Annotated in this window: 16 protein-coding genes; 7 read left to right on the forward strand and 9 right to left on the reverse strand. The window is 68.7% G+C overall.

Annotation, left to right across the window (positions count from 1 at the left end):
• Positions 1-48: 48 nt before the first annotated feature.
• Positions 49-159, reverse strand: coding sequence for a hypothetical protein (locus SGCZBJ_RS26295; protein ID WP_240621626.1), 111 nt, complete (start codon positions 157-159; stop codon positions 49-51).
• Between the two features lie 381 nt (positions 160-540).
• Between SGCZBJ_RS26295 and SGCZBJ_RS23755 the strand changes: the two genes are divergently transcribed.
• The gene (locus SGCZBJ_RS23755) at positions 541-2,340 is read left to right on the forward strand and encodes a methyl-accepting chemotaxis protein (protein ID WP_101720389.1); all 1,800 of its coding nucleotides are present in this window, start codon (positions 541-543) and stop codon (positions 2,338-2,340) included.
• 212 nt (positions 2,341-2,552) lie between these two features.
• Here SGCZBJ_RS23755 and SGCZBJ_RS23760 read toward each other — a convergent pair whose 3' ends face one another.
• Positions 2,553-4,679, reverse strand: a complete 2,127-nt coding sequence (locus tag SGCZBJ_RS23760) for a M3 family metallopeptidase (protein WP_101720390.1) — start codon at positions 4,677-4,679, stop codon at positions 2,553-2,555.
• Positions 4,680-4,812: 133 nt separating this feature from the next.
• Between SGCZBJ_RS23760 and SGCZBJ_RS23765 the strand changes: the two genes are divergently transcribed.
• A complete protein-coding gene (locus SGCZBJ_RS23765) occupies positions 4,813-5,664 on the forward strand; it encodes a glutamate racemase (protein ID WP_101720391.1) in 852 nt (283 codons plus the stop codon).
• A 184-nt stretch (positions 5,665-5,848) separates the two neighbouring features.
• Complete coding sequence (locus SGCZBJ_RS23770; RefSeq protein ID WP_101720392.1) at positions 5,849-6,379, forward strand: SRPBCC family protein; 531 nt, start codon at positions 5,849-5,851, stop codon at positions 6,377-6,379.
• Between the two features lie 4 nt (positions 6,380-6,383).
• Here SGCZBJ_RS23770 and SGCZBJ_RS23775 read toward each other — a convergent pair whose 3' ends face one another.
• The 6 genes from SGCZBJ_RS23775 to SGCZBJ_RS23800 all read right to left on the reverse strand — a co-directional run bounded on the left by SGCZBJ_RS23775 (position 6,384) and on the right by SGCZBJ_RS23800 (position 13,681).
• The gene (locus SGCZBJ_RS23775) at positions 6,384-6,752 is read right to left on the reverse strand and encodes a hypothetical protein (protein ID WP_101720393.1); all 369 of its coding nucleotides are present in this window, start codon (positions 6,750-6,752) and stop codon (positions 6,384-6,386) included.
• 55 nt (positions 6,753-6,807) lie between these two features.
• Positions 6,808-7,893, reverse strand: a complete 1,086-nt coding sequence (locus SGCZBJ_RS23780; protein ID WP_101720394.1) for a GNAT family N-acetyltransferase — start codon at positions 7,891-7,893, stop codon at positions 6,808-6,810.
• A 92-nt stretch (positions 7,894-7,985) separates the two neighbouring features.
• Positions 7,986-10,136, reverse strand: coding sequence for a prolyl oligopeptidase family serine peptidase (locus SGCZBJ_RS23785; protein ID WP_101720395.1), 2,151 nt, complete (start codon positions 10,134-10,136; stop codon positions 7,986-7,988).
• Positions 10,137-12,293, reverse strand: coding sequence for a prolyl oligopeptidase family serine peptidase (locus SGCZBJ_RS23790; RefSeq protein ID WP_101720396.1), 2,157 nt, complete (start codon positions 12,291-12,293; stop codon positions 10,137-10,139).
• 61 nt (positions 12,294-12,354) lie between these two features.
• Positions 12,355-13,146, reverse strand: coding sequence for an ion channel (locus SGCZBJ_RS23795; protein WP_101720397.1), 792 nt, complete (start codon positions 13,144-13,146; stop codon positions 12,355-12,357).
• The gene (locus SGCZBJ_RS23800; protein ID WP_133149319.1) at positions 13,139-13,681 is read right to left on the reverse strand and encodes a hypothetical protein; all 543 of its coding nucleotides are present in this window, start codon (positions 13,679-13,681) and stop codon (positions 13,139-13,141) included. The genes SGCZBJ_RS23795 and SGCZBJ_RS23800 overlap by 8 nt, the downstream gene beginning before the upstream one ends.
• Positions 13,682-13,797: 116 nt before the next feature.
• Here SGCZBJ_RS23800 and dapF point away from each other — a divergent pair, with 116 nt between their 5' ends.
• Genes dapF through SGCZBJ_RS23820 form a run of 4 tightly spaced genes read left to right on the forward strand, consistent with a single transcriptional unit; the run spans position 13,798 to position 17,772 of the window.
• Positions 13,798-14,652: a diaminopimelate epimerase gene (gene dapF / locus SGCZBJ_RS23805; protein WP_101720399.1), complete on the forward strand. Its 855-nt coding sequence runs from the start codon at positions 13,798-13,800 to the stop codon at positions 14,650-14,652.
• The gene (locus SGCZBJ_RS23810; protein ID WP_101720400.1) at positions 14,565-15,476 is read left to right on the forward strand and encodes an SDR family NAD(P)-dependent oxidoreductase; all 912 of its coding nucleotides are present in this window, start codon (positions 14,565-14,567) and stop codon (positions 15,474-15,476) included. Before dapF ends, SGCZBJ_RS23810 begins: the two co-directional genes overlap by 88 nt.
• Positions 15,473-16,804, forward strand: coding sequence for a tRNA (N(6)-L-threonylcarbamoyladenosine(37)-C(2))-methylthiotransferase MtaB (mtaB, locus tag SGCZBJ_RS23815; protein ID WP_101720401.1), 1,332 nt, complete (start codon positions 15,473-15,475; stop codon positions 16,802-16,804). The genes SGCZBJ_RS23810 and mtaB overlap by 4 nt, the downstream gene beginning before the upstream one ends.
• Entirely contained in the window at positions 16,801-17,772 is a 972-nt protein-coding gene (locus tag SGCZBJ_RS23820) for an endonuclease/exonuclease/phosphatase family protein (protein WP_240621627.1), read from the forward strand. The genes mtaB and SGCZBJ_RS23820 overlap by 4 nt, the downstream gene beginning before the upstream one ends.
• Here the strand turns inward: SGCZBJ_RS23820 and SGCZBJ_RS23825 are convergent.
• A complete protein-coding gene (locus tag SGCZBJ_RS23825; protein WP_101720402.1) occupies positions 17,769-18,179 on the reverse strand; it encodes a thermonuclease family protein in 411 nt (136 codons plus the stop codon). The genes SGCZBJ_RS23820 and SGCZBJ_RS23825 overlap by 4 nt on opposite strands.
• Between the last annotated feature and the right edge of the window lie 138 nt (positions 18,180-18,317).

Here is an 18,317-nt window from a genome sequence, read left to right on the forward strand (position 1 = left end):
CTATCCGCCTTTCTCGCCGCCTGAGCGGGAAAGGTGGGCGCCCACGTCCTATCGCGCGCCCAGACCCACCAGCAGGTAGCCGCCGAAGCCGGCCGTGAAGGCGGCGGCCGCCAGCCACAGCATGGGACCGATCAAGGGCAGGGGACGAGGGGCTTCCATCGAGGGCGTCCTGGCTCGGCCGAGAACTCGACCATGCGTGCAATACGCGCGGCCCCGTCCCCCGGTTGCGACCGTGCGCCGTTGCTTATCTCACGATTCCCGCTTAGCGCGCATAGATCGAAACATCCCTGAAAAGGCGATTTCGCTCTAAATGCATCCGCAAGTAATCAGCATACGGACTAATATCCCTGGACTCGCCTGAACGAGTCTATCTCTGCGGCGAGATGACGCATCATCGTGTCACTTCTTTTCAGAACAGCGATTTCATGGGCTAAAACAATCGGGAATGACGCCCAGCGGACGTCATTCGTGTTCATGAATAAATTCCATTAATTCTATAGAGCGAAACTCTTCCCAATTCTATCCTGGGAAGTTCTCGAGATGCTCAGCAACCTCAAGGTGGCGCACAAGCTGGTGGTCGCCTTCGCCGTCCTGGTGGCGGCCGTGGCCGGCGCCGGCCTCCTGGCCTGGAACGGCCTGTCGTCGATCCAGCGCGTCACCGCCCTGAACGCCGAGAGCTACGCCTACCGGGCCACGGTCGAGAAGGCCTCGGCCGAACTGGTCGAGCAGCAGAACGCCGCCCGCGGCTTCGTGGCCAGCCTCGATCCCTCCTTCGTCAAGAAGTACGAGGACTTCCAGGCTAGGTACGACGAGGCGCACCAGACCTTGAGCGCCGGCGCCGAGCAGGAAGACCAGAAGGCGCGCCTGGCCCAGCTGGACCAGGCCGTGGGGGTGTTTCGCGCCGAGACCCGCGCCCAGATCGCCGCCGCCCAGGATGCAGCCCGGCTGGACGCCGCCCGCCTCGACATCGGCAAGAGCGGCCGCCTGACCAATGTGCGCAAGGCGCTGAAGACCATCGACGAGGCCGAGAGCGCCGAACTGGCCGCCCGGATCCAGGCCCAGGGCAAGGCCTTCACCGCCGCGACACTGGCCCTGGCGCTCGGCGGCGCGGCCGCCGTGGCCATCGCCGTGCTGATGGGCTGGCTGCTGGCGCGCAGCATCGCCACGCCGGTCGACGCCATGACCACCGCCATGCGCCGCCTGGCCGGCGGCGACAACGCCGTGGCCGTGCCGGCCCTGGGCCGTCGCGACGAGATCGGCGCGATGGCGCAGGCCGTTTCGACCTTCAAGGACGCCGCCATCGAGAAGCTGCGGGTCGAGGGCGAGGCCGCCGAGCACCGCCGCCAGGCCGAGGCCGAACGTGGCGCCAACGAGGCCGAGCGCGCCGCCGGCGCCCGCGAACAGGCCGCCGTCGTCGCCCAGGTCGGCCAGGCCCTGGAACAGCTGGCGGCCGGCGACCTGACCGTCCGCCTCGACCAGACCTTCCCGCCCGCCTATCGCAAGCTGCAGAGCGACTTCAACGCCGCCATGGGCCAGCTGCAGGAGACGATGACGACGATCAGCGGCGCGGTGGGCGGCATCCGGGCCGGCTCGGGCGAGATCAGCCACGCGGCCGACGATTTGTCGCGCCGCACCGAGCAGCAGGCCGCCAGCCTGGAAGAGACCGCCGCCGCCCTCGACGAGATCACCGCCACCGTCCGCCGCGCGGCCGAGGGCGCCGGCCATGCCCGCAAGTCGGTCGACGCCGCCCGCAAGGACGCCGAGGCTGGCGGCGAGGTGGTCGAGCGCGCGGTCGCGGCGATGACCCAGATCGAGGCCTCCTCACGCGAAATCGGCAACATCATCGGGGTGATCGACGAGATCGCCTTCCAGACCAACCTCCTGGCGCTGAACGCTGGTGTCGAGGCGGCGCGGGCGGGTGACGCGGGCAAGGGCTTCGCGGTCGTGGCGTCGGAGGTCCGGGCCCTGGCCCAGCGCTCCGCCGAGGCCGCCAAGGAGATCAAGAGCCTGATCGGGGCGTCGGGCCAGCAGGTCGACGCGGGCGTGGCCCTGGTCGGACAGACCGGCGAGGCCCTGAGCCGCATAACCGCCGGAGTGCAGGACATCAACCGCACCGTCGCCGAGATCGCCGCCGGCGCCCAGGAACAGGCCACGGGCCTGGCCCAGGTCAATGTCGCGGTGAACCAGATGGACCAGGCCACCCAGCAGAACGCCGCCATGGTCGAGCAATCGACCGCCGCCAGTCACTCGCTGTCCAACGAAGCCGCCGAACTGGCGCGGCTGGTCAGCCGGTTCAAGATCGGGGCGGGCGGCGCGAGCGCGGCAAGGCGGGCGGCATAGCAAGATCCTCTCCCTGTGGGAGAGGTGTCGGCGAAGCCGACGGAGAGGGGAGTGGCTGCGAGATCGGCCGACGATTGCGGCAGCTGAAAACGCCCCCCTCCGGCGCTTCGCGCCACCTCCCCCAGAGGGGGAGGATCTTGAAAAACGAAAACGCCCCGCCTGGCTTTCACCGGGCGGGGCACTGTCGTTTCAGCTCAGATCAGAGACGGCGATCAGGCGCCCGGGGGCACCGGGAAGCCGCGGTCGCGCATCAGGGCGCCGATCTTGACGTCGCGGCCGCGGAAGGCGCGGAACTGCTCAGCCGGGTCGACCGAGTTGCCGCGCGACATGATGGTCTTGATCAGGCGCTGGCCGGTGGGCTTGTCGTAGAAGCCGCCCGGCGCCTCCTGGAAGGCCTCGGCGACGTCGGCGGTCAGGGTGTCGGCCCACAGGTAGCTGTAGTAGCCGGCCGAGTAGCCGTCGCCCGAGAACACGTGACCGAACTGCGGCGTGCGGTGCCGCATGACGATCTCCTTGGGCATCTTCAGCTTGGCCAGTTCGTCGCGCTCGAAGGCGTCCGGATCGATGTCCACGTCGCCGGCCAGGTGCAGCTTCATGTCGATCAGGGCGCTGGCCAGGTACTCGGTGGTGTCGAAGCCCTGGTTGAAGGTCGAGGCCTTCTTGATCTTGTCCACCAGGGCCTGCGGGATCGGCTTGCCGGTCTGGTAGTGGACGCAGAACTTGTTCAGCACTTCCGGCGTCGACAGCCAGTGCTCGTTCAGCTGGCTGGGGAACTCGACATAGTCGCGGGCGACATTAGTGCCCGAGACGGTCGGATAGGTGGTGTCGGCGTTCAGGCCGTGGATGGCGTGGCCGAACTCGTGGAACAGGGTGTTGGCGTCATCCCACGAGATCAGCACCGGCTCGCCGGGCTTGCCCTGGATGAAGTTGGAGTTGTTGGAGACGATCGTGGCGATCGGCTTCTTGAAGCGCTCCTGGTTGCGGTAGGCGTTCATCCAGGCGCCCGAGCGCTTGCCCTGGCGAGCATAGGGGTCGAAGTACCACAGGCCCACGTGCTTGCCGTCGCGCAGCACCTCGTAGACGGTCATGGTCGGGTGGTAGACCGGAACGCCTTCGACCTTCTTGAACTCGAAGCCGTAGACCTGGCCGGCGGCCCAGAACATGCCCTCGCGCAGCTTCTCCAACTGCATGTACGGCTTCACCTCGTTCATATCGAGGTCGTACTTCGCCTTGCGGACCTTCTCGGCGTAGAAGCGGTAGTCCCACGGCTCGATCTTGAAGCCGCCGCCTTCCGCGTCGACGATGGCCTGCATCTCGGCCACGTCCTTGGCCACCTGCTCGATGGCCGGGGTCCAGACGGCTTCCATCAGGGCCATGGCCTTGTCGGGCGTCTTGGCCATGGCGTTCTCGAGGCGCCAGTGGGCGTGGGTCTGGTAGCCCAGGAGCTTGGCGCGCTCGACGCGCAGCTTCAGGATCCTGGCGATCAGGGCGTTGTTGTCGGTCGCGCCGCCGTTGTCGCCGCGGTTGACGAAGGCCTTCCAGACCTTCTCGCGGGTGGCGCGCACCGGCGAGTTGGTGAGGTAGGGGTCCACGCTTGAGCGCGTGTTGACGATGATGTGCTTGCCCGGAAGCTTGCGCTGCTCGGCGCTGGAAGCGGCCGCGCCCTTGATCGAGTCCGGCAGGCCGACCAGGTCGGCGTCGGTCAGCTCGATATAGGTCTCCTCGTCGGCCAGCAGGTTCTGGCTGAACTTGGTGAAGTAGCCGGCCAGCTCGGTGTTGATGGCCGCGACCCGCGCCTTGGCCTTGGGGTCCAGCTTGGCGCCGGCGCGCACGAAGTTGGTGTAATAGATCCAGGTGACGCGCTGCTGCTCGGGCGTCAGCTTGGCCTTTTCGGGGCTGTTGTAGACGGCCTCGATGCGGGCGAAGAGCGCGGCGTTCTGGGTGATCTTGTCGCCGAACTCGGCGAACTTGGCGTCCAGCTCGGGCTCGATGGCCTGGAACTCCGGCGAGCTCAGGTTCGAGCCCCAAATGCCGTAGTAGCAGACCACGTCGTTCAGCGTGCGGCCGCTGTCTTCCAGGGCGGCGATGGTGTTGGCGAAGGTCGGCGCGGCCTTGTTGGCGGTGATCGCGTCGATCTCGGCCTGGTTCTTGGCCATGGCCGCTTCGACGGCCGGCTTCAGGTCGGCGATCTTCATCTTGTCGAAGGCGGGAACGCCGCCGTACGGACCGGTCCACGTAGCGAGCAAGGGGTTGGTCTCCGCGGCGAAGGAAAGGCCGGGCGCGGCGGCGCTCGCGGCGGCGGCCGCGGCGGTCGTGAGAAGGAAGGTGCGACGTTGCACGGAAGGCTCTCCGTTAAGTGTGGCCGGACCCTAGGCCAAGGTCGCGGCCTCGTCACATGACAGGACCGTAACCTTTTCGCGAAGCCGCCCCGGCGCATGGACGACGCGCGCGACCGGGTCTAATGCTCGCTGCATGACCATCGGCGTCTTCGACTCCGGCGTAGGGGGCCTGACCGTCCACCGCGCCCTCGTGCAGCGTCTGCCCCAAGCGGACTTCGTCTATCTGGCCGACCAGGCCAACGCCCCCTATGGCGGCCGTCCCGGCGAGGAGATCGTCGACCTGACACGGGCCGGCTGCGAGCGGCTGTTCGAGGCCGGCGCCAGCCTGGTGGTCCTGGCCTGCAACACCGCCTCTGCCATCGCCCTTCGCCGCCTGCAGCAGACCTGGCTGCCGGGCTACCGCAAGGCGCTGGGGCGCCCCGTCAACATCCTGGGCATCATCGTGCCGACCATCGAGGCGGCCACCGGCCTGCCGTGGGAGCACGAAGCCGAGCGCCGCGGCGACAAGGTCGAGCAACTGGACGTGCTGGGCGTATTCTCCACCCAGGGGACGACCAATTCCCGCGTCTACGAGATCGAGATCGACAAGCGAAAGCAGGACCTGGCGGTGTTCTCGCAGCCCTGCCCGGACCTGGTGCCGATGATCGAGGCCGACGCCGGCGTCGTCGAACTGGCCAAGGCTGTCGAGGGCTATGTCCAGGCGCTGAAGACCCGCATCGGCCGCTATCCCGACCGCGCCGTGCTGGGCTGCACCCACTACGAGATCATCGCCGACATCTTCCGCGCCGCCCTTCCGGCCGGCACCCCGGTGATCCACCAGCCGGCCTCGACCGCCGACTCCCTGGAGCGCTACCTGGAGCGTCACCCGGAGTACGACCCCGGAACGGGCGGCGGCCGCGTGTTCCTGACCACCGGCCATCCCGGCCCGCAGAACGGCCTCGTCCAGAGCTTCTGGGGCGGCCCGCTGGTGTTCGAGAAGGCGTAAAGCCTTTCGATCGGCGCGTGATCCTCGTCCTTCGACAAGCTCAGGATGAGGATCAAGAAGCGACCCTGCACTCGAACCTCACCCTGAGCCCGTCGAAGGGCGAGGTTCGGTCGCACCCCATTTCCGCTTGTCTCCGATCCAATGGCGGCGCTTCATCGCGGAACTTCGGCCTCGGAGACGCGCCATGAAGCATGCCGCCACCGCTATTGCTTTCGCCCTGCTCTCGGCCGGCGCCGCCCGCGCCGAGGTGCTGGACGCCCAGTCGAACGGTTTCGCCACCAAGCGCTCGGTCGTCATCGCCAAGCCCGCCGCCGAGGTCTGGGCCGCGCTGGTTCAACCCGCCAAGTGGTGGAGCAGCGAGCACACCTGGTCCGGGTCGGCCGCCAACCTGTCGCTGGGCGCGGCCTCGGGCGCCTGCTTCTGCGAGAAGATGCCGAACGGCGGCTCGGTGCTGCACATGACCACGGTCAACGCCCAGCCCGGCAAGCAGCTGACCCTGTTCGGCGGCCTGGGACCCCTTCAGCTCTCGGGCGCGACCGGCCACATGATCTGGGCCCTGGCCGAGAAGGACGGCAAGACCACGGTGACCTGGAGCTACGACGCCGGCGGCTACATGCGTGGCGGCCTCGATAAGATCGCCCCGATCGTAGACCAGGTGCTGGGCCAGCAGCAGGACCGCCTGAAGGCCTATCTGGAGACCGGCAAGGCCGGGTAGGGCCCTAGCGCGCCGGCGGTTCGACCACGACCCAGCCTTCGGCCTGGGGCTGGCTGGGCGAAGGATGCGCCGGCCGCTCGAAGGTCCGCGTCCGCGGCGTCCATTCGCCTGGCGCGATCCTCAGGGCCGTCTGGTAGGTGCAGCGGAACCGGCCCGCCTCGGCGGGAGCGCAGCGAAGGCCGCGAACACGGGTGCGGGCCGCCCGGGCCATGCCGGCGCTGTCGCCGACCCCGACGGCCTGAATGTCCTCGATCGCGGTAATGCCGGTCTCGATGCGGGCGACCGCCCAGGCGCTAGGCGGAGCGCCGGCCGGAAAGACGCCGGAGGCGCAGCCGACCGCGCACAACACCGTCAGCAGAAGCAGCCGCCGCATGGTCATCCTCCCGTTCCCGCCGGCAGCTTAGCCGGCGCGGAAGGCCTGGTCAGCCTCAGTGCAGCCCGCGCAGCAGGTCGATGCGGCGCATGGCCTTGCCCGGCAGCGCCGACATCCGGCCCAGCGGCAGGGCCTCGGCGACCTGGCGCACGCCCCAGGCGGCCGAGCGCACGAAGGTGGCGGGCGAGGGCGCGCCGTAGAAGCCGAACACCACGGTCTGGCGGGCGTTGGAAAGCTCGCGCTTGAAGCGGTAGTCCCCGGTGCCCAGGTCCAGCCGGTGGTAGGACCCGGCGTTCATGCCCTTCAGGATGTCCTGGAACAGCAGCAGGCCGGGGGAATAGCGCTCGAACTTGGCGTTGTGGGCGATCAGCCAGCCGTGGATCGTGTGCTTGCCGCGCAGGTGCAGGTGCACCGCCGCCAGCTCGTCGCCCAGGTGCAGGGTGTAGAGCCCGCCGCCGAAATCGCCGTCGCGGCGCTCGAACAGGTCGGTGACCAGCCGGGTGACCCAGTCGGTCTTGAAGAGATCGGTCTGGCCGGTGGCCAGGAGCTGCTCGCGCTTCCACTCGATCAACTGGTCGAAATCGGCGCGGCTGTCCGACATCGGCGTGTAGCGGCAGGGCCCGACCTCGCGCTCGGCCTTGCGGCGCTTCTTGTCGATGTCCTTGAGCACGCCGACGCCGGCGGTCTTGCGATCGGCGGCATAGGCGTCATAGCCGGCCGAGACGTCGACGATCCACGAGTCCGCCTGGCCGCGGCCGTGGCGGGCCAGGGTCTCGTCGTCGGCCAGCATGTGGCAGAAATCCAGGCGCTGGGCCTTCAGGGCCGCCAGCAGATGGCGCGGATCGACGGCGACGTCGGCGGCTGAAACCAGCGCCTGATAGTCGCACATCGGCGCGCCGGCCGGCATGGCCACGCCGGCCTTGATACGCGCCGGCAGGAAGGCCAGGGCCTGGCCGTCGTCGTCACGGATGACGGCGACCTTCACGCGGTCGCCCTTCTCGCGCTGGGCGACGGCGACCGCCTTGGCCCATTCGGGCGACAGGAAAGGAGAATCCAGGCGTGGCTGCAACGTCTGCAGGGCGGTCCAGCGGGCGCTGTCCTCCGGCGTGAGCTGTAGGGCCTCGACAACGTCGATCTTCACGGGCGCCCCCCGAGCGCTGATCCGAGCCTCCAGAAGGCCAGCTCGGATCATGACGCCCAGAGATTGCAGTCCGGTTTACGGACCTTGCGTGATCAATCCATCAGTTTGCGGGTCAGATACGTATATTCGAGCGACACCCGGCGGGCGGTCTCGGCAAGGTTGGCGCTGGCGGCATGACCGCCGTCGACGTTCTCATAATACAGCACCGGATAGCCCAGGGCCTCGAGCCTGGCCGCCGCCTTGCGGGCGTGGGCCGGGTGGACGCGGTCGTCCTTGGTCGAGGTCTCGATGAACACCTCGGGATACTTCTGGCCGGCCTTGAGGTTCTGGTAGGGCGAGTACTTCTCGATCACCGCCAGGTCGGACGGGATCTGCGGATCGCCGTACTCGCCCATCCACGACGAGCCCGCGCCGATCTGGCTGTAGCGGACCATGTCGAACAGCGGCACCTGGATGACGATGGCGTTGTAGAGCTCCGGACGCTGGGTCAGGGCGACGCCCATCAGCAGGCCGCCGTTCGACCCGCCCATGATCCCAAGCCGGCGCGGCGAGGTGATCTTGCGGGCGATCAGGTCCTCGGACACCGCGAAGAAGTCGTCATAGACCCGCTGGCGGTTGGCCTTCAGGCCCTGCTCGTGCCAGCTGGGACCAAACTCGCCGCCGCCGCGGATATTGGCCACCACATAGGCGCCGCCTCGCTCGAGCCACAGCTTGCCCATGGTGGGCGAATAGCCCGGCGTCATCGACGCCTGGAAGCCCCCGTAGGCGTAGAGCAGGGTCGGGGTCGAGCCGTCGTACCTGGTGTTCTTCGGGCGGACCAGGAAGTACGGGATCTTGGTCCCGTCCTTCGAGGTGGCCTCGAACTGCTCGACCACGTGGGTCGAGGCGTCGAACTTGGCTGGAGCGGCCTTGACCTGGTCGAGCTTGCCGGTGGCCGCGTCGGCCAGCCAGTAGGTCGTGGGGGTCAGGTAGCCGGTCACGCTGACGAAGATGCGGTCGTCCTTGTCGGACGCCGAACCCAGGCTGACCGTCGAGTTGGCCGGCAGGTCGAGCTTGGTGCGGCTCCAGGCGCCGTCCTTGACGTCGTAGGCATAGGCCGCGCCCTTGACGTTCTCGAACAGGGCCACGACCAGGCGGTCGCGGGTGGCGTTGACGCCCTGGACGGACTCGCGGGCCGTGGGGTGCAGGATCAGCTTGGCTTTCGCCTTGGCCGGATCGGCCTTCAGGGCGGCGAGGTCGAAGGCGGCCAGGTCGCCGGTCTTCAGGCCCTGCTCGGCCCAGTCCTGCTCGACGCTGAACACCAGCTGGCCCTTGACCAGGGCCTGGATCGACGACTTCAGCGGGAAGGGCAGCTTCACCGTCGTCTCGCCGACCACCAGGTGGGTCTCGGCGTTGAAGGTGTCGAGCGGGCGCAGCACGAACACCGCCCGCACCACGCCGTCATGGTCGCGCAGGGCGTAAGGGCTCACGCCATAGCCGCCGTCGTCCTTGGCGCCGCGGTAGACCTCCTTGGCGGCCGACAGGGGCTGACCGCGTTTGACCAGCTTGACCACGTAGGGATAGCCCGACGTCGTCACCTCGCCCGGGGTCCAGTCGGTGGCGACGATCAGGGTGTCCTTGTCGATCCAGTCGAACCGGTGCTTGCCCTCGGGCAGCTCGAAGCCGCCGGCGACGAACGTCTTGGTCTTGGTGTCGTACTCGCGCACGACCACGGCGTCCTTGCCGCCGTTCGACAGCGAGACCAGGCAATACCGGCTTTCCGGGGCCAGGCAGTCGGCGCCCTTCCAGACCCAGTTCTTGCCCTCGGCCTTGGCCAGGGCGTCGAGGTCGAGGATCGTCGACCAGGCCGGCTGCGCCGTGCGGTAGCTAGCCAGGGTGGTGGTGCGCCAGACGCCGCGCACGTGGTCGGCGTCCTGCCAGTAGTTCCGCAGGTCGTCCTCGGCGACGAACGACACGCCCGGGATGCGGTCCTTGGCGTTGACGATGGTCAGGGCCGCGTCGTGCAGGCCGGCGTAGCGCGCATCGCCCTGCAGGATCGGCAGGCTGCGGTCGTTCTGGGCCTTGGCCCAGTCGAGCGCGCGCTGGCCCTCTATCTCCTCCATCCAGATGTAGGGATCGTCCTTGCCCAGCTCGGTCAGCGGGGTGCGGGCGGCGGCAGCGGCGGGCGCGGTGTCGGGAGCGGCGTGGGCGGAAACGGTCATGAGGCTCGTGGCGGCGAAGAGGGCCAGGGTGAGCTTACGCATCTAGTGATCCATCAGCTGGCGCGACAGGTAGGTGTAGTGCAGGGCCCAGCGCTTGGCGTTGGCCGCCGGGTCCGCCCCGTTGGCGTGACCGCCGTCGGTGTTCTCGTAGTACATGTAGGGCTGCCCAAGATCGGCCAGGCGGGCCGAGAACTTGCGGGCGTGACCGGGATGGACCCGGTCGTCCTTGGTCGAGGTGGTGATGTAGGCCAGCGGGTATTTCACCCCGGCCTTCAGGTTCTGGTACGGGCTGTACGCCTGGATCCAGGCGCGTTCTTCGGGCTTGTCCGGGTCGCCATACTCGCCGATCCACGACGCCCCGGCCGGCAGCTTGGTGTAGCGGATCATGTCCAGCAGCGGGCTTTCCACCACCACGGCGTTCCAGAGGTCGGGCCGCTGGGTCAAAGCAACGCCCATCAAGAGGCCGCCGTTGCTCCGGCCATACGCGCCCAGGTGACGCGGGCTGGTGACCTTGGTCGAGATCAGGTTCTCGGCCACGGCGAAGTAGTCGTCATAGGCCCGCTGGCGGTTGGCCTTCAGCGCCGCCTCGTGCCAGGCCGGACCGAACTCGCCGCCGCCCCGGATGTTGGCCACCGCGTAGGAACCGCCGCGCTCGAGCCACAGCTTGCCGATCAGCGGGTCGTAGACCGGCAGCTTCGACAGCTGGAAGCCGCCATAGGCGTGCAACAAGGTCGGGGCCGAGCCGTCGAGCTTGGCGCCCTTCTGGCTGACCAGGAAGTAGGGGACCTTGGTCCCATCCTTGGAGGTCGCTTCCTTCTGCTCGACTTGCAGCTTGGAGGCGTCGAAGCGCGCCGGCAGGGTCTTGACCGTCTCGGCGCCGGTCCTGGTCGCGTCGGCCAGCTTCAGCTGGGTCGGGGTGAAGAAACCCTCGACCGTGTAGAACACCTGGTCGCCACTGTCGGCCGTGGCGACGATCGAGACGGCGGCGTTGTCGAGGCCTGGCAGGCCCTGGCTGCGCCAGCCGAACTCGCCGTGGTCGCTGAAGCTGCGGATGCCGCCTTTGACGTTGTCGTAGACCACCGCCACGACGCGGTTGTCGGTCACCGCCACCTGATCGATCGACTGGCGCGCGCCGGGCGCGAAGATCGTGCAGGGGTCGCAGTCGTTGCTGATGACGATGTCGTCCTTGGCTGCCGCCGGCTTGGGCAGCAGGGCCTTGGGGCTGACCGAAACCAGCGAGCCGGCCGGGAAGTTGCGGCCCAGCGACGGCATCGGTTCGTAGTTCCAGGGCTCCTCGACCGTCAGGATCAGATCGCCGCCGACCATGCCGCGGATAGACGAGCGCTCGGGGATCGGCAGCTGCGTCGCCTTGCCGGCGTCGTCGAGCAGGAAGGTCTTGGTGTGGAAGAAGTCGGTGGCGCGCTCGATCAGCACCACGCGATTGCCCTTGGCGTCGCGCAGCACGTGCGGGCGGGCGCTGACGTCGGCCTTCTCGCCGCGGAACACCTCGACGGCCTCGCTAAGCGACTGGCCGCGCTTGAGGGTCTTGACCACCATGCCGTAGCCGCTGTCGGTGGTCGTGCCCGCGCCCCAGTCGCGGGTCAGGATCAGGGTGTCGGCGTCCAGCCAGTCGATGGTCTGCTTGCTCTCGGGCAGGAAGAAGCCGTCCTTGACGAAGCTCTTCGCAGCCAGGTCGAACTCGCGCACCTCGACGGCGTCCTTGCCGCCGTTCGACAGGTTGATCAGGCACCGGTCATGGGTCTTGGGGCGGCAGTCGGCGCCCTTCCAGATCCAGTTCTTGCCTTCCGCCTTGGCCAGGGCGTCCAGGTCGATCACCGTCTCCCACTTGGGATCGGCCGAGCGGTAGCTCTCCAGGCTGGTGCGCCGCCAGACGCCGCGCACGTGGTCGGCGTCCTGCCAGAAATTGAACACGCTGGTCCCGATGAAGGTCGGGGCGGCGATGCGGTCCTTGGCGGCCAGCACCTTCAGGGCCGCATCGTGCAGGCCCTGGTAGCGCTTGTCGCCGGTCAGGACGGGCAGGGTCTTGGCGTTCTCGGCCTTGACCCAGTCCAGCGAAGACGGCGTCTCGACGCCTTCCAGCGCCAGGTGAGGGTCGGCGGCCTCCTGGCCGCGGGCGGGGCCGGCGGCGAGGAGGGCAAGCGCCAGGGCGGCGGGGGAAACGGAGCGGAGCGTCAGCATGGCGGGGGACGTTAATGCCATTCCGCGCGCTGACTAGGCCATTTTTGACCTCGGGATAGAGTTACGGGGCTCCGTCGTCGGGAATGCACAGCAGCCGGCCGCAGGCCTTGCAGTGCACCGCGTCCGGGTCGTGCTTGCGCAGGCCGCAGTCGGGGCAGGGGAAGGTCACCTTGTGCGGCCGCAGGATCGACTGGATCAGGCCGATGAACAGCGACACCCCGCCGATCATCACCGCCATCGACAGGAGCTTGCCCCAGACGCCCGGCAGGGTGACGTCGCCGTAGCCCGTGGTCGTCAGGCTGGTGACGGTGAAGTAGAGCGCGTCGACATAGCCGGCGATCCCCTCGTGCCGGCCCGCGAAGCTGGAATAGACGAAGCCCGTCACCACGAAGACGAAGGTCAGCAGCGACGAGGCCGCGCGGGTGATGTCCTCGATGCGGGTGTCGTCGTAGCGCCGCGCCACGGTGCGCCAGAAGAACTCGCTGTGCACCAGGGTCCACAGCCGCACCACCCGAAGGAAGCCGAAGTTGAACAGCCAGGCGGGGAACATCAGCGTGGCCAGCACGAAGAGGTCGATCCAGGTGATCGGCTTCTTCAGCCAGGACTTGATGTCGCCGTGGGCGATGGCGCGGGCCACGAGATCCGCGGCCAGGAACGTCGCCACCCCGTAGTCCAGCAGGTAGAAGGTCACCCCGTGGTGGTGCATCAGCGGCGCGGCGATGAAGAAGGCGATGATGATCAGGTCGATCAGGATCACCGCATAGCGGAACCGCACCGCCGTCGGCGAGGCGCCGTGATAGAGCGCCCTCAAGCGGGCCCGCAGGCGAAGATCCGCCGGTTCGCGCTCAGCCATTGTCGGCGACCAGGCGCAACGGCGCGCGCTTGGCTTCCACCGGCGCGGGCGGGGAACCGCCGACCAGGGCCAGCGCCGTCTCGTAGCCGCCGCCGAAATCGACCCGCGTCATGGTGTCGAGCTGGCGCGCCGTCGGTTCGAGCTCCCAGACGGCGCCCGGGTCGATGTCCTGCATCCACACCACCCCGCCTTCGACGCTGATGATCGCGCCGATATAGCAGACGTTCGGCTTGTCGATCTCGGCATGGACCGTGACCACCGGGAACAGTCGCCCGGCGGTGGCCAGGATGTCGCCGATGCTGTTGAGCGCCACCGCCGGCGTCTCGGGCTGGATCTCGCCGCGCTTTTCGAGGGCCGCCTCGATGAACTCGGGATAGGGCGCGGGCCGCAGGTTCTTGACGTCGGCCAGTCGGTAGCAGCCGAAGCCGTTGAAGTGGATGTGGTCGCTGATCTCGCAGAGCATCAGGAACTCGGGCCCGATGCCGACCACGTAGCCGTTGACCCAGCCGTCCTCGAAACGCCGGTGAAAGCGCATGAGCCGGCGCTCTTGCATGGCGCGGGTTAGTTCCTCGCGAACATCCTTGGCCGTCATCTCACTGCGTCGTCCCGCTGCGGTGCATTTTGCGTCGCTTTCGACTATATAGCCCGGCCATGAGCCGCACCTTCCTGAAGATGAACGGGCTCGGCAACGACTTCGTCGTCATCGAGACCCTCACCCAGCCGTTCGAACCCTCCGCCGAGGAGATCCGCGCGATCGCCAAACGCGGCCAGGGCGGGATCGGCTGCGACCAGGTGGTGGCCATCGATCCGCCCAAGGCGCAAGGCGCCTCGGCCTATGTGCGCTTCTGGAACGCCGACGGCGAGGAAGCCGGGGCCTGCGGCAACGGCACCCGCTGCGTGGCCTGGCTCCTGATGCAGTCGGGCGGCAAGAACGAGGTGGCCTTCGACACCGTGGCCGGACGCCTGTCGGGCGTCATGGCCGGCGACAAGCGCGTCACGGTCGATATGGGGCCGCCGCGCCTGTCGTGGGAACAGATCCCGCTGGCCGAAGAGATGGACACCGCCCGGGTGGAGCTACAGGTCGGCCCGATCGACGCCCCGTGGGTGCACACACCGGTCTGCGTCTCGATGGGCAATCCGCACGTGGTGTTCTTCGTCGACGCCCCGGTGAGCGACGAGTTCGCCGAAAAGACCGGCAGCCTGGTCGAGCACCACCCGCTGTTTCCGGAAGGCGTCAATGTCGGCTTCGCCCACGTCGTCTCGCGCGACCACATCAAGCTGAAGGTCTGGGAGCGGGGCGCCGGCCTGACCGCCGCCTGCGGCACCGGCGCCTGCGCCGCCCAGGTCGCCGCCGTGCGTCGCGGCCTGACCGACCGCACCGCCACCGTCGAGTTCGAGAGCGGCCCGCTGGTCATCGAATGGCGCGAGGCCGACGGCCACGTGATCATGACCGGCCCGGTGGCCCTGGAGTTCACCGGCAAGCTGCCCGAGACCGTCAGCGCATGAGCGAGCTGCACCCCGCCCTCGCGCCCGGCAAAACCGCCGTCGTCACCGGCGCGGCCGACGGCATCGGCCTGGCCGCCGCCAAGGCCTTCGTCGAACTGGGCCTCAACGTCGTCATGGCCGACGTCACCGGCCGCAAGCTTAAAGCAGAGGCCGAGGCCATCGGCGCCCTGGCCGTGCCCACCGACGTGGCCGACCGCGCCGCCGTCGAGGCCTTGCGCGACGTCGCGATCAAGCGCTTCGGCACCGTCGACGTGCTGATGAACAACGCCGGCGTGGGCGGCGGCGGCGACGCCTTCTCGGGCGACGACGCCTGGAAGCGCATCCTGGACGTCAACCTGTGGGGCGTGATCAACGGCGTCCAGGTGTTCGGCGAGGAGATGGCCGAGAGCGGCCATCCGGGCCTGATCATCAACACCGGCTCCAAGCAGGGCATCACCCAGCCGCCGGGCGACACGGCCTACAACGTTTCCAAGTCGGCGGTGAAGGCGCTCACCGAGGGCCTGGCCCACACCCTGCGCGAGATCGTCGACTGCCAGGTCAGCGCCCACCTGCTGATCCCCGGCTATACCTTCACCGGCATGACCAAGCGCGGCCCGGGCGGCAAGCCCGACGCGGCCTGGACAGCTGAGCAAGTCGTCCACTTCATGCTGGCCCGCATCGCCGCCGGCGACTTCTACATCCTGTGCCCGGACAACGACGTGCCGCGCGCCCTGGACGAAAAGCGCATGGCCTGGGCCATGGGCGACGTCATCGAGAACCGCCCGGCCCTGTCGCGCTGGCACGACGACTGGAAGGACGCCTTCGCGGCGTTCATGGCGTCATGAGCGTCTACACCGTCATCAAGGCCCAGCCGAAGCCCAAGCCCGAGGTTGGCGAGGAAGGCGGTCCGGCCGTGACCATGCCCGGCGCCAACGGCGTCGACGTCGTCACCTTCGGCTGCCGCCTGAACGCCTACGAGAGCGAGGCCATGCGCGCCCGCGCCGCTGCAGACGGCCTGTCTGACGCCGTGGTGTTCAACACCTGCGCGGTGACCAACGAGGCCGTGCGCCAGGCGCGCCAGGCGATCCGCAAGGCCCGCCGCGAGCGCCCGGACGCGCGGATCATCGTCACCGGCTGCGCCGCCCAGATCGATCCGGCCGCCTTCGCCGCCATGCCGGAAGTCGACCTGGTGCTCGGCAACGCCGAAAAGGCCGCCCCCGGCGCCCTGGTCGAGACCACAACCCGCGTGCGGGTCAACGACATCATGTCGGTCAAGGAGACCGCCGGTCACCTGATCGATGGCCTGAAGGACCGCGCCCGCGCCTATGTCGAGGTGCAGAACGGCTGCGATCACCGCTGCACCTTCTGCATCATCCCCTATGGCCGCGGGAACTCGCGCTCGGCCCCGGCCGGCGAGGTGGTCGAGCAGGTCCGCAAGCTGGCCGCCGAGGGCTATCGCGAGGTCGTGCTGACCGGCGTCGACGTCACCTCGTGGGGCGCCGACCTGCCGGGCGAGCCGACCCTGGGCCAGCTGGTGGGCCGCATCCTGCGCATGGTCCCCGACCTGCCGCGCCTGCGCCTGTCGTCGATCGACGCCGCCGAGATCGATCCGGATCTTCTGAAGCTGTTCGCCGAAGAACCGCGGCTGATGCCGTACCTGCACCTGTCCTTGCAGGCAGGCGATGATTTGATCCTCAAGCGCATGAAGCGCCGGCACAATCGCACCGACGCCCTGAACCTGGTGGCCAGCGTGCGGGCCGTGCGGCCGGACGTGGCCTTCGGCGCCGACCTGATCGCCGGCTTCCCGACCGAGAGCGAGGAGGCCTTCGAGAACACCGTGCGCCTCGTCGAGGAGGCTGGCCTGGCCTTCCTTCACGTCTTCCCCTACAGCGCCCGCCCCGGCACGCCGGCCGCGCGGATGCCGCCGGTGAAGGGCCCGGTGATCAAGGACCGCGCTAAGCGCCTGCGCGAAGCCGGCCAGCGCGGCCTGGAACGCCACCTGGCCGCCCAGGTCGGCCGCGTGCTGCCGGGCCTGGTCGAGCGCGACGGCCTGGCGCGCGCCGAAGACTTCACCGAGATCGCCTTCACCGGCGAAGCGCCGGCCGGCGAGATCGTGGCCTTCCGCGTCACCGGCCATGACGGCGCCCGCGTGATCGCCGAGCGGGCCGCTTGAGGCGCCTTCTCGCGGTCGTCCTCGCCGCCCTGCTCGCCGCCCCGGCGGCGGCCCAGGCGCAGGATGCGTCGGTCACCTTCAGCGTCATGACCTACAACGTCGCCGGCCTGCCCTGGCCGGTGAAGAAGGGTCGCGGCGAGGCGCTGAAGAAGATCGGCGACGAACTGGCCAAAATGCGCGCTGAGGGAACCGAGCCCGACGTCGTCCTGATCCAGGAGGGCTTCCGCAAGGAGATCGGCGAGCTGATCGACCGCTCGGGCTACCCCTACGTGGCGCGCGGTCCCAAGCGGAAACAGCGCGACGCCAGTCTGTGGGCCAAGGGCGACAAGCCCGACTATCGCCGCGTGGCCTATCGCTGGCGGGGCGAGGGGCTGGGCAAGTGGGGCTCCAGCGGACTCTGGGTGCTGAGCAACCACCCGATCGAGGACGTGAAGTCGCATGCCTATCGCTACTGCGCGGGCCTGGACTGCCTGGCCAACAAGGGCGTGATGCTGGTCAGCCTCAACGTGCCGGGCCTGCCGACTCCGGTCGAGGTGGCCGACACACACCTCAATTCCAAGGGCGCCTCGCGCGTGCCCCGGTCGCGCAACCGCATGGCCCACCACCTGCAGGCCGACGAGTTCAAGCGCTTCATGGCCGCCGACCGCACGCCGGGCGCGCCGCTGATCGTCGGCGGCGACTTCAACGTCATGCATGCGCCCGATCGGTTCGACTACGTGATGGCCGACTATCCGTTCGAGGTGGTCAGCCGCTGGTGCCACAACCTGCCGGGCGCCTGCGACACCCAGATCTCCTACGACGGCGACGCGCCCTGGCTCGACACCCAGGACCTGATCGGCTTCCTCGACGGCGACGAGGTCGATGTCACGCCGACCCGCGTCGAGGCCACCTTCGACGGCGCCCACGAGCCGGTCCTGTCGGACCACGACGGCTATCGCGTGACCTTCCTGCTGACGCCGAAGACCTAGCGGCGACCGCCCCGGCCGTTGCCGCCCTCGACGCCGCCGCGCGCGCGCAGCAGGTCGCCCAGCGAGGCGCCGTCGATGGTGCAGCGGGCCACCACCCGGTCGTAGGAGTGCTTGATCGCCCGGCATTGCAGGTACTGCCGCCAGACCACGTCCTCGAGCATGGTCTTGGCCGCCCGGCCGCCGGCCGAATGCAGCTCCGGAGCGTAGAAGTCGGAGATCCGCACCTCGATCCAGGTCGACGGATCGCTGCTCCTGCCGACGCACAGGCTGTCGCCGTCGCCGACATAGCGGACAGGACCATCGAAGCGCGCGCCGGGCGCGGGCAGGGCGCCTTCGCACGGATCGGCCAGCGCCACGGCCGGCGCCGCCAGGAGCGCCGTCGCCAGAACCAGTCCCCAGCCCTTCATCGATCCCTCCGCCTTGCGCGAGAGGAATCGGTACGCCCTATCGAAGCAGTTGTATTTTCTCACGTTTTACTAACTCGAACGCATTACTGCGTCCGTTCAACACCACGTCGGGCCTTGCTGTCACGCGGGATCTGACCT

The organism is Caulobacter zeae (assembly GCF_002858925.1).
GTDB lineage: Bacteria > Pseudomonadota > Alphaproteobacteria > Caulobacterales > Caulobacteraceae > Caulobacter > Caulobacter zeae.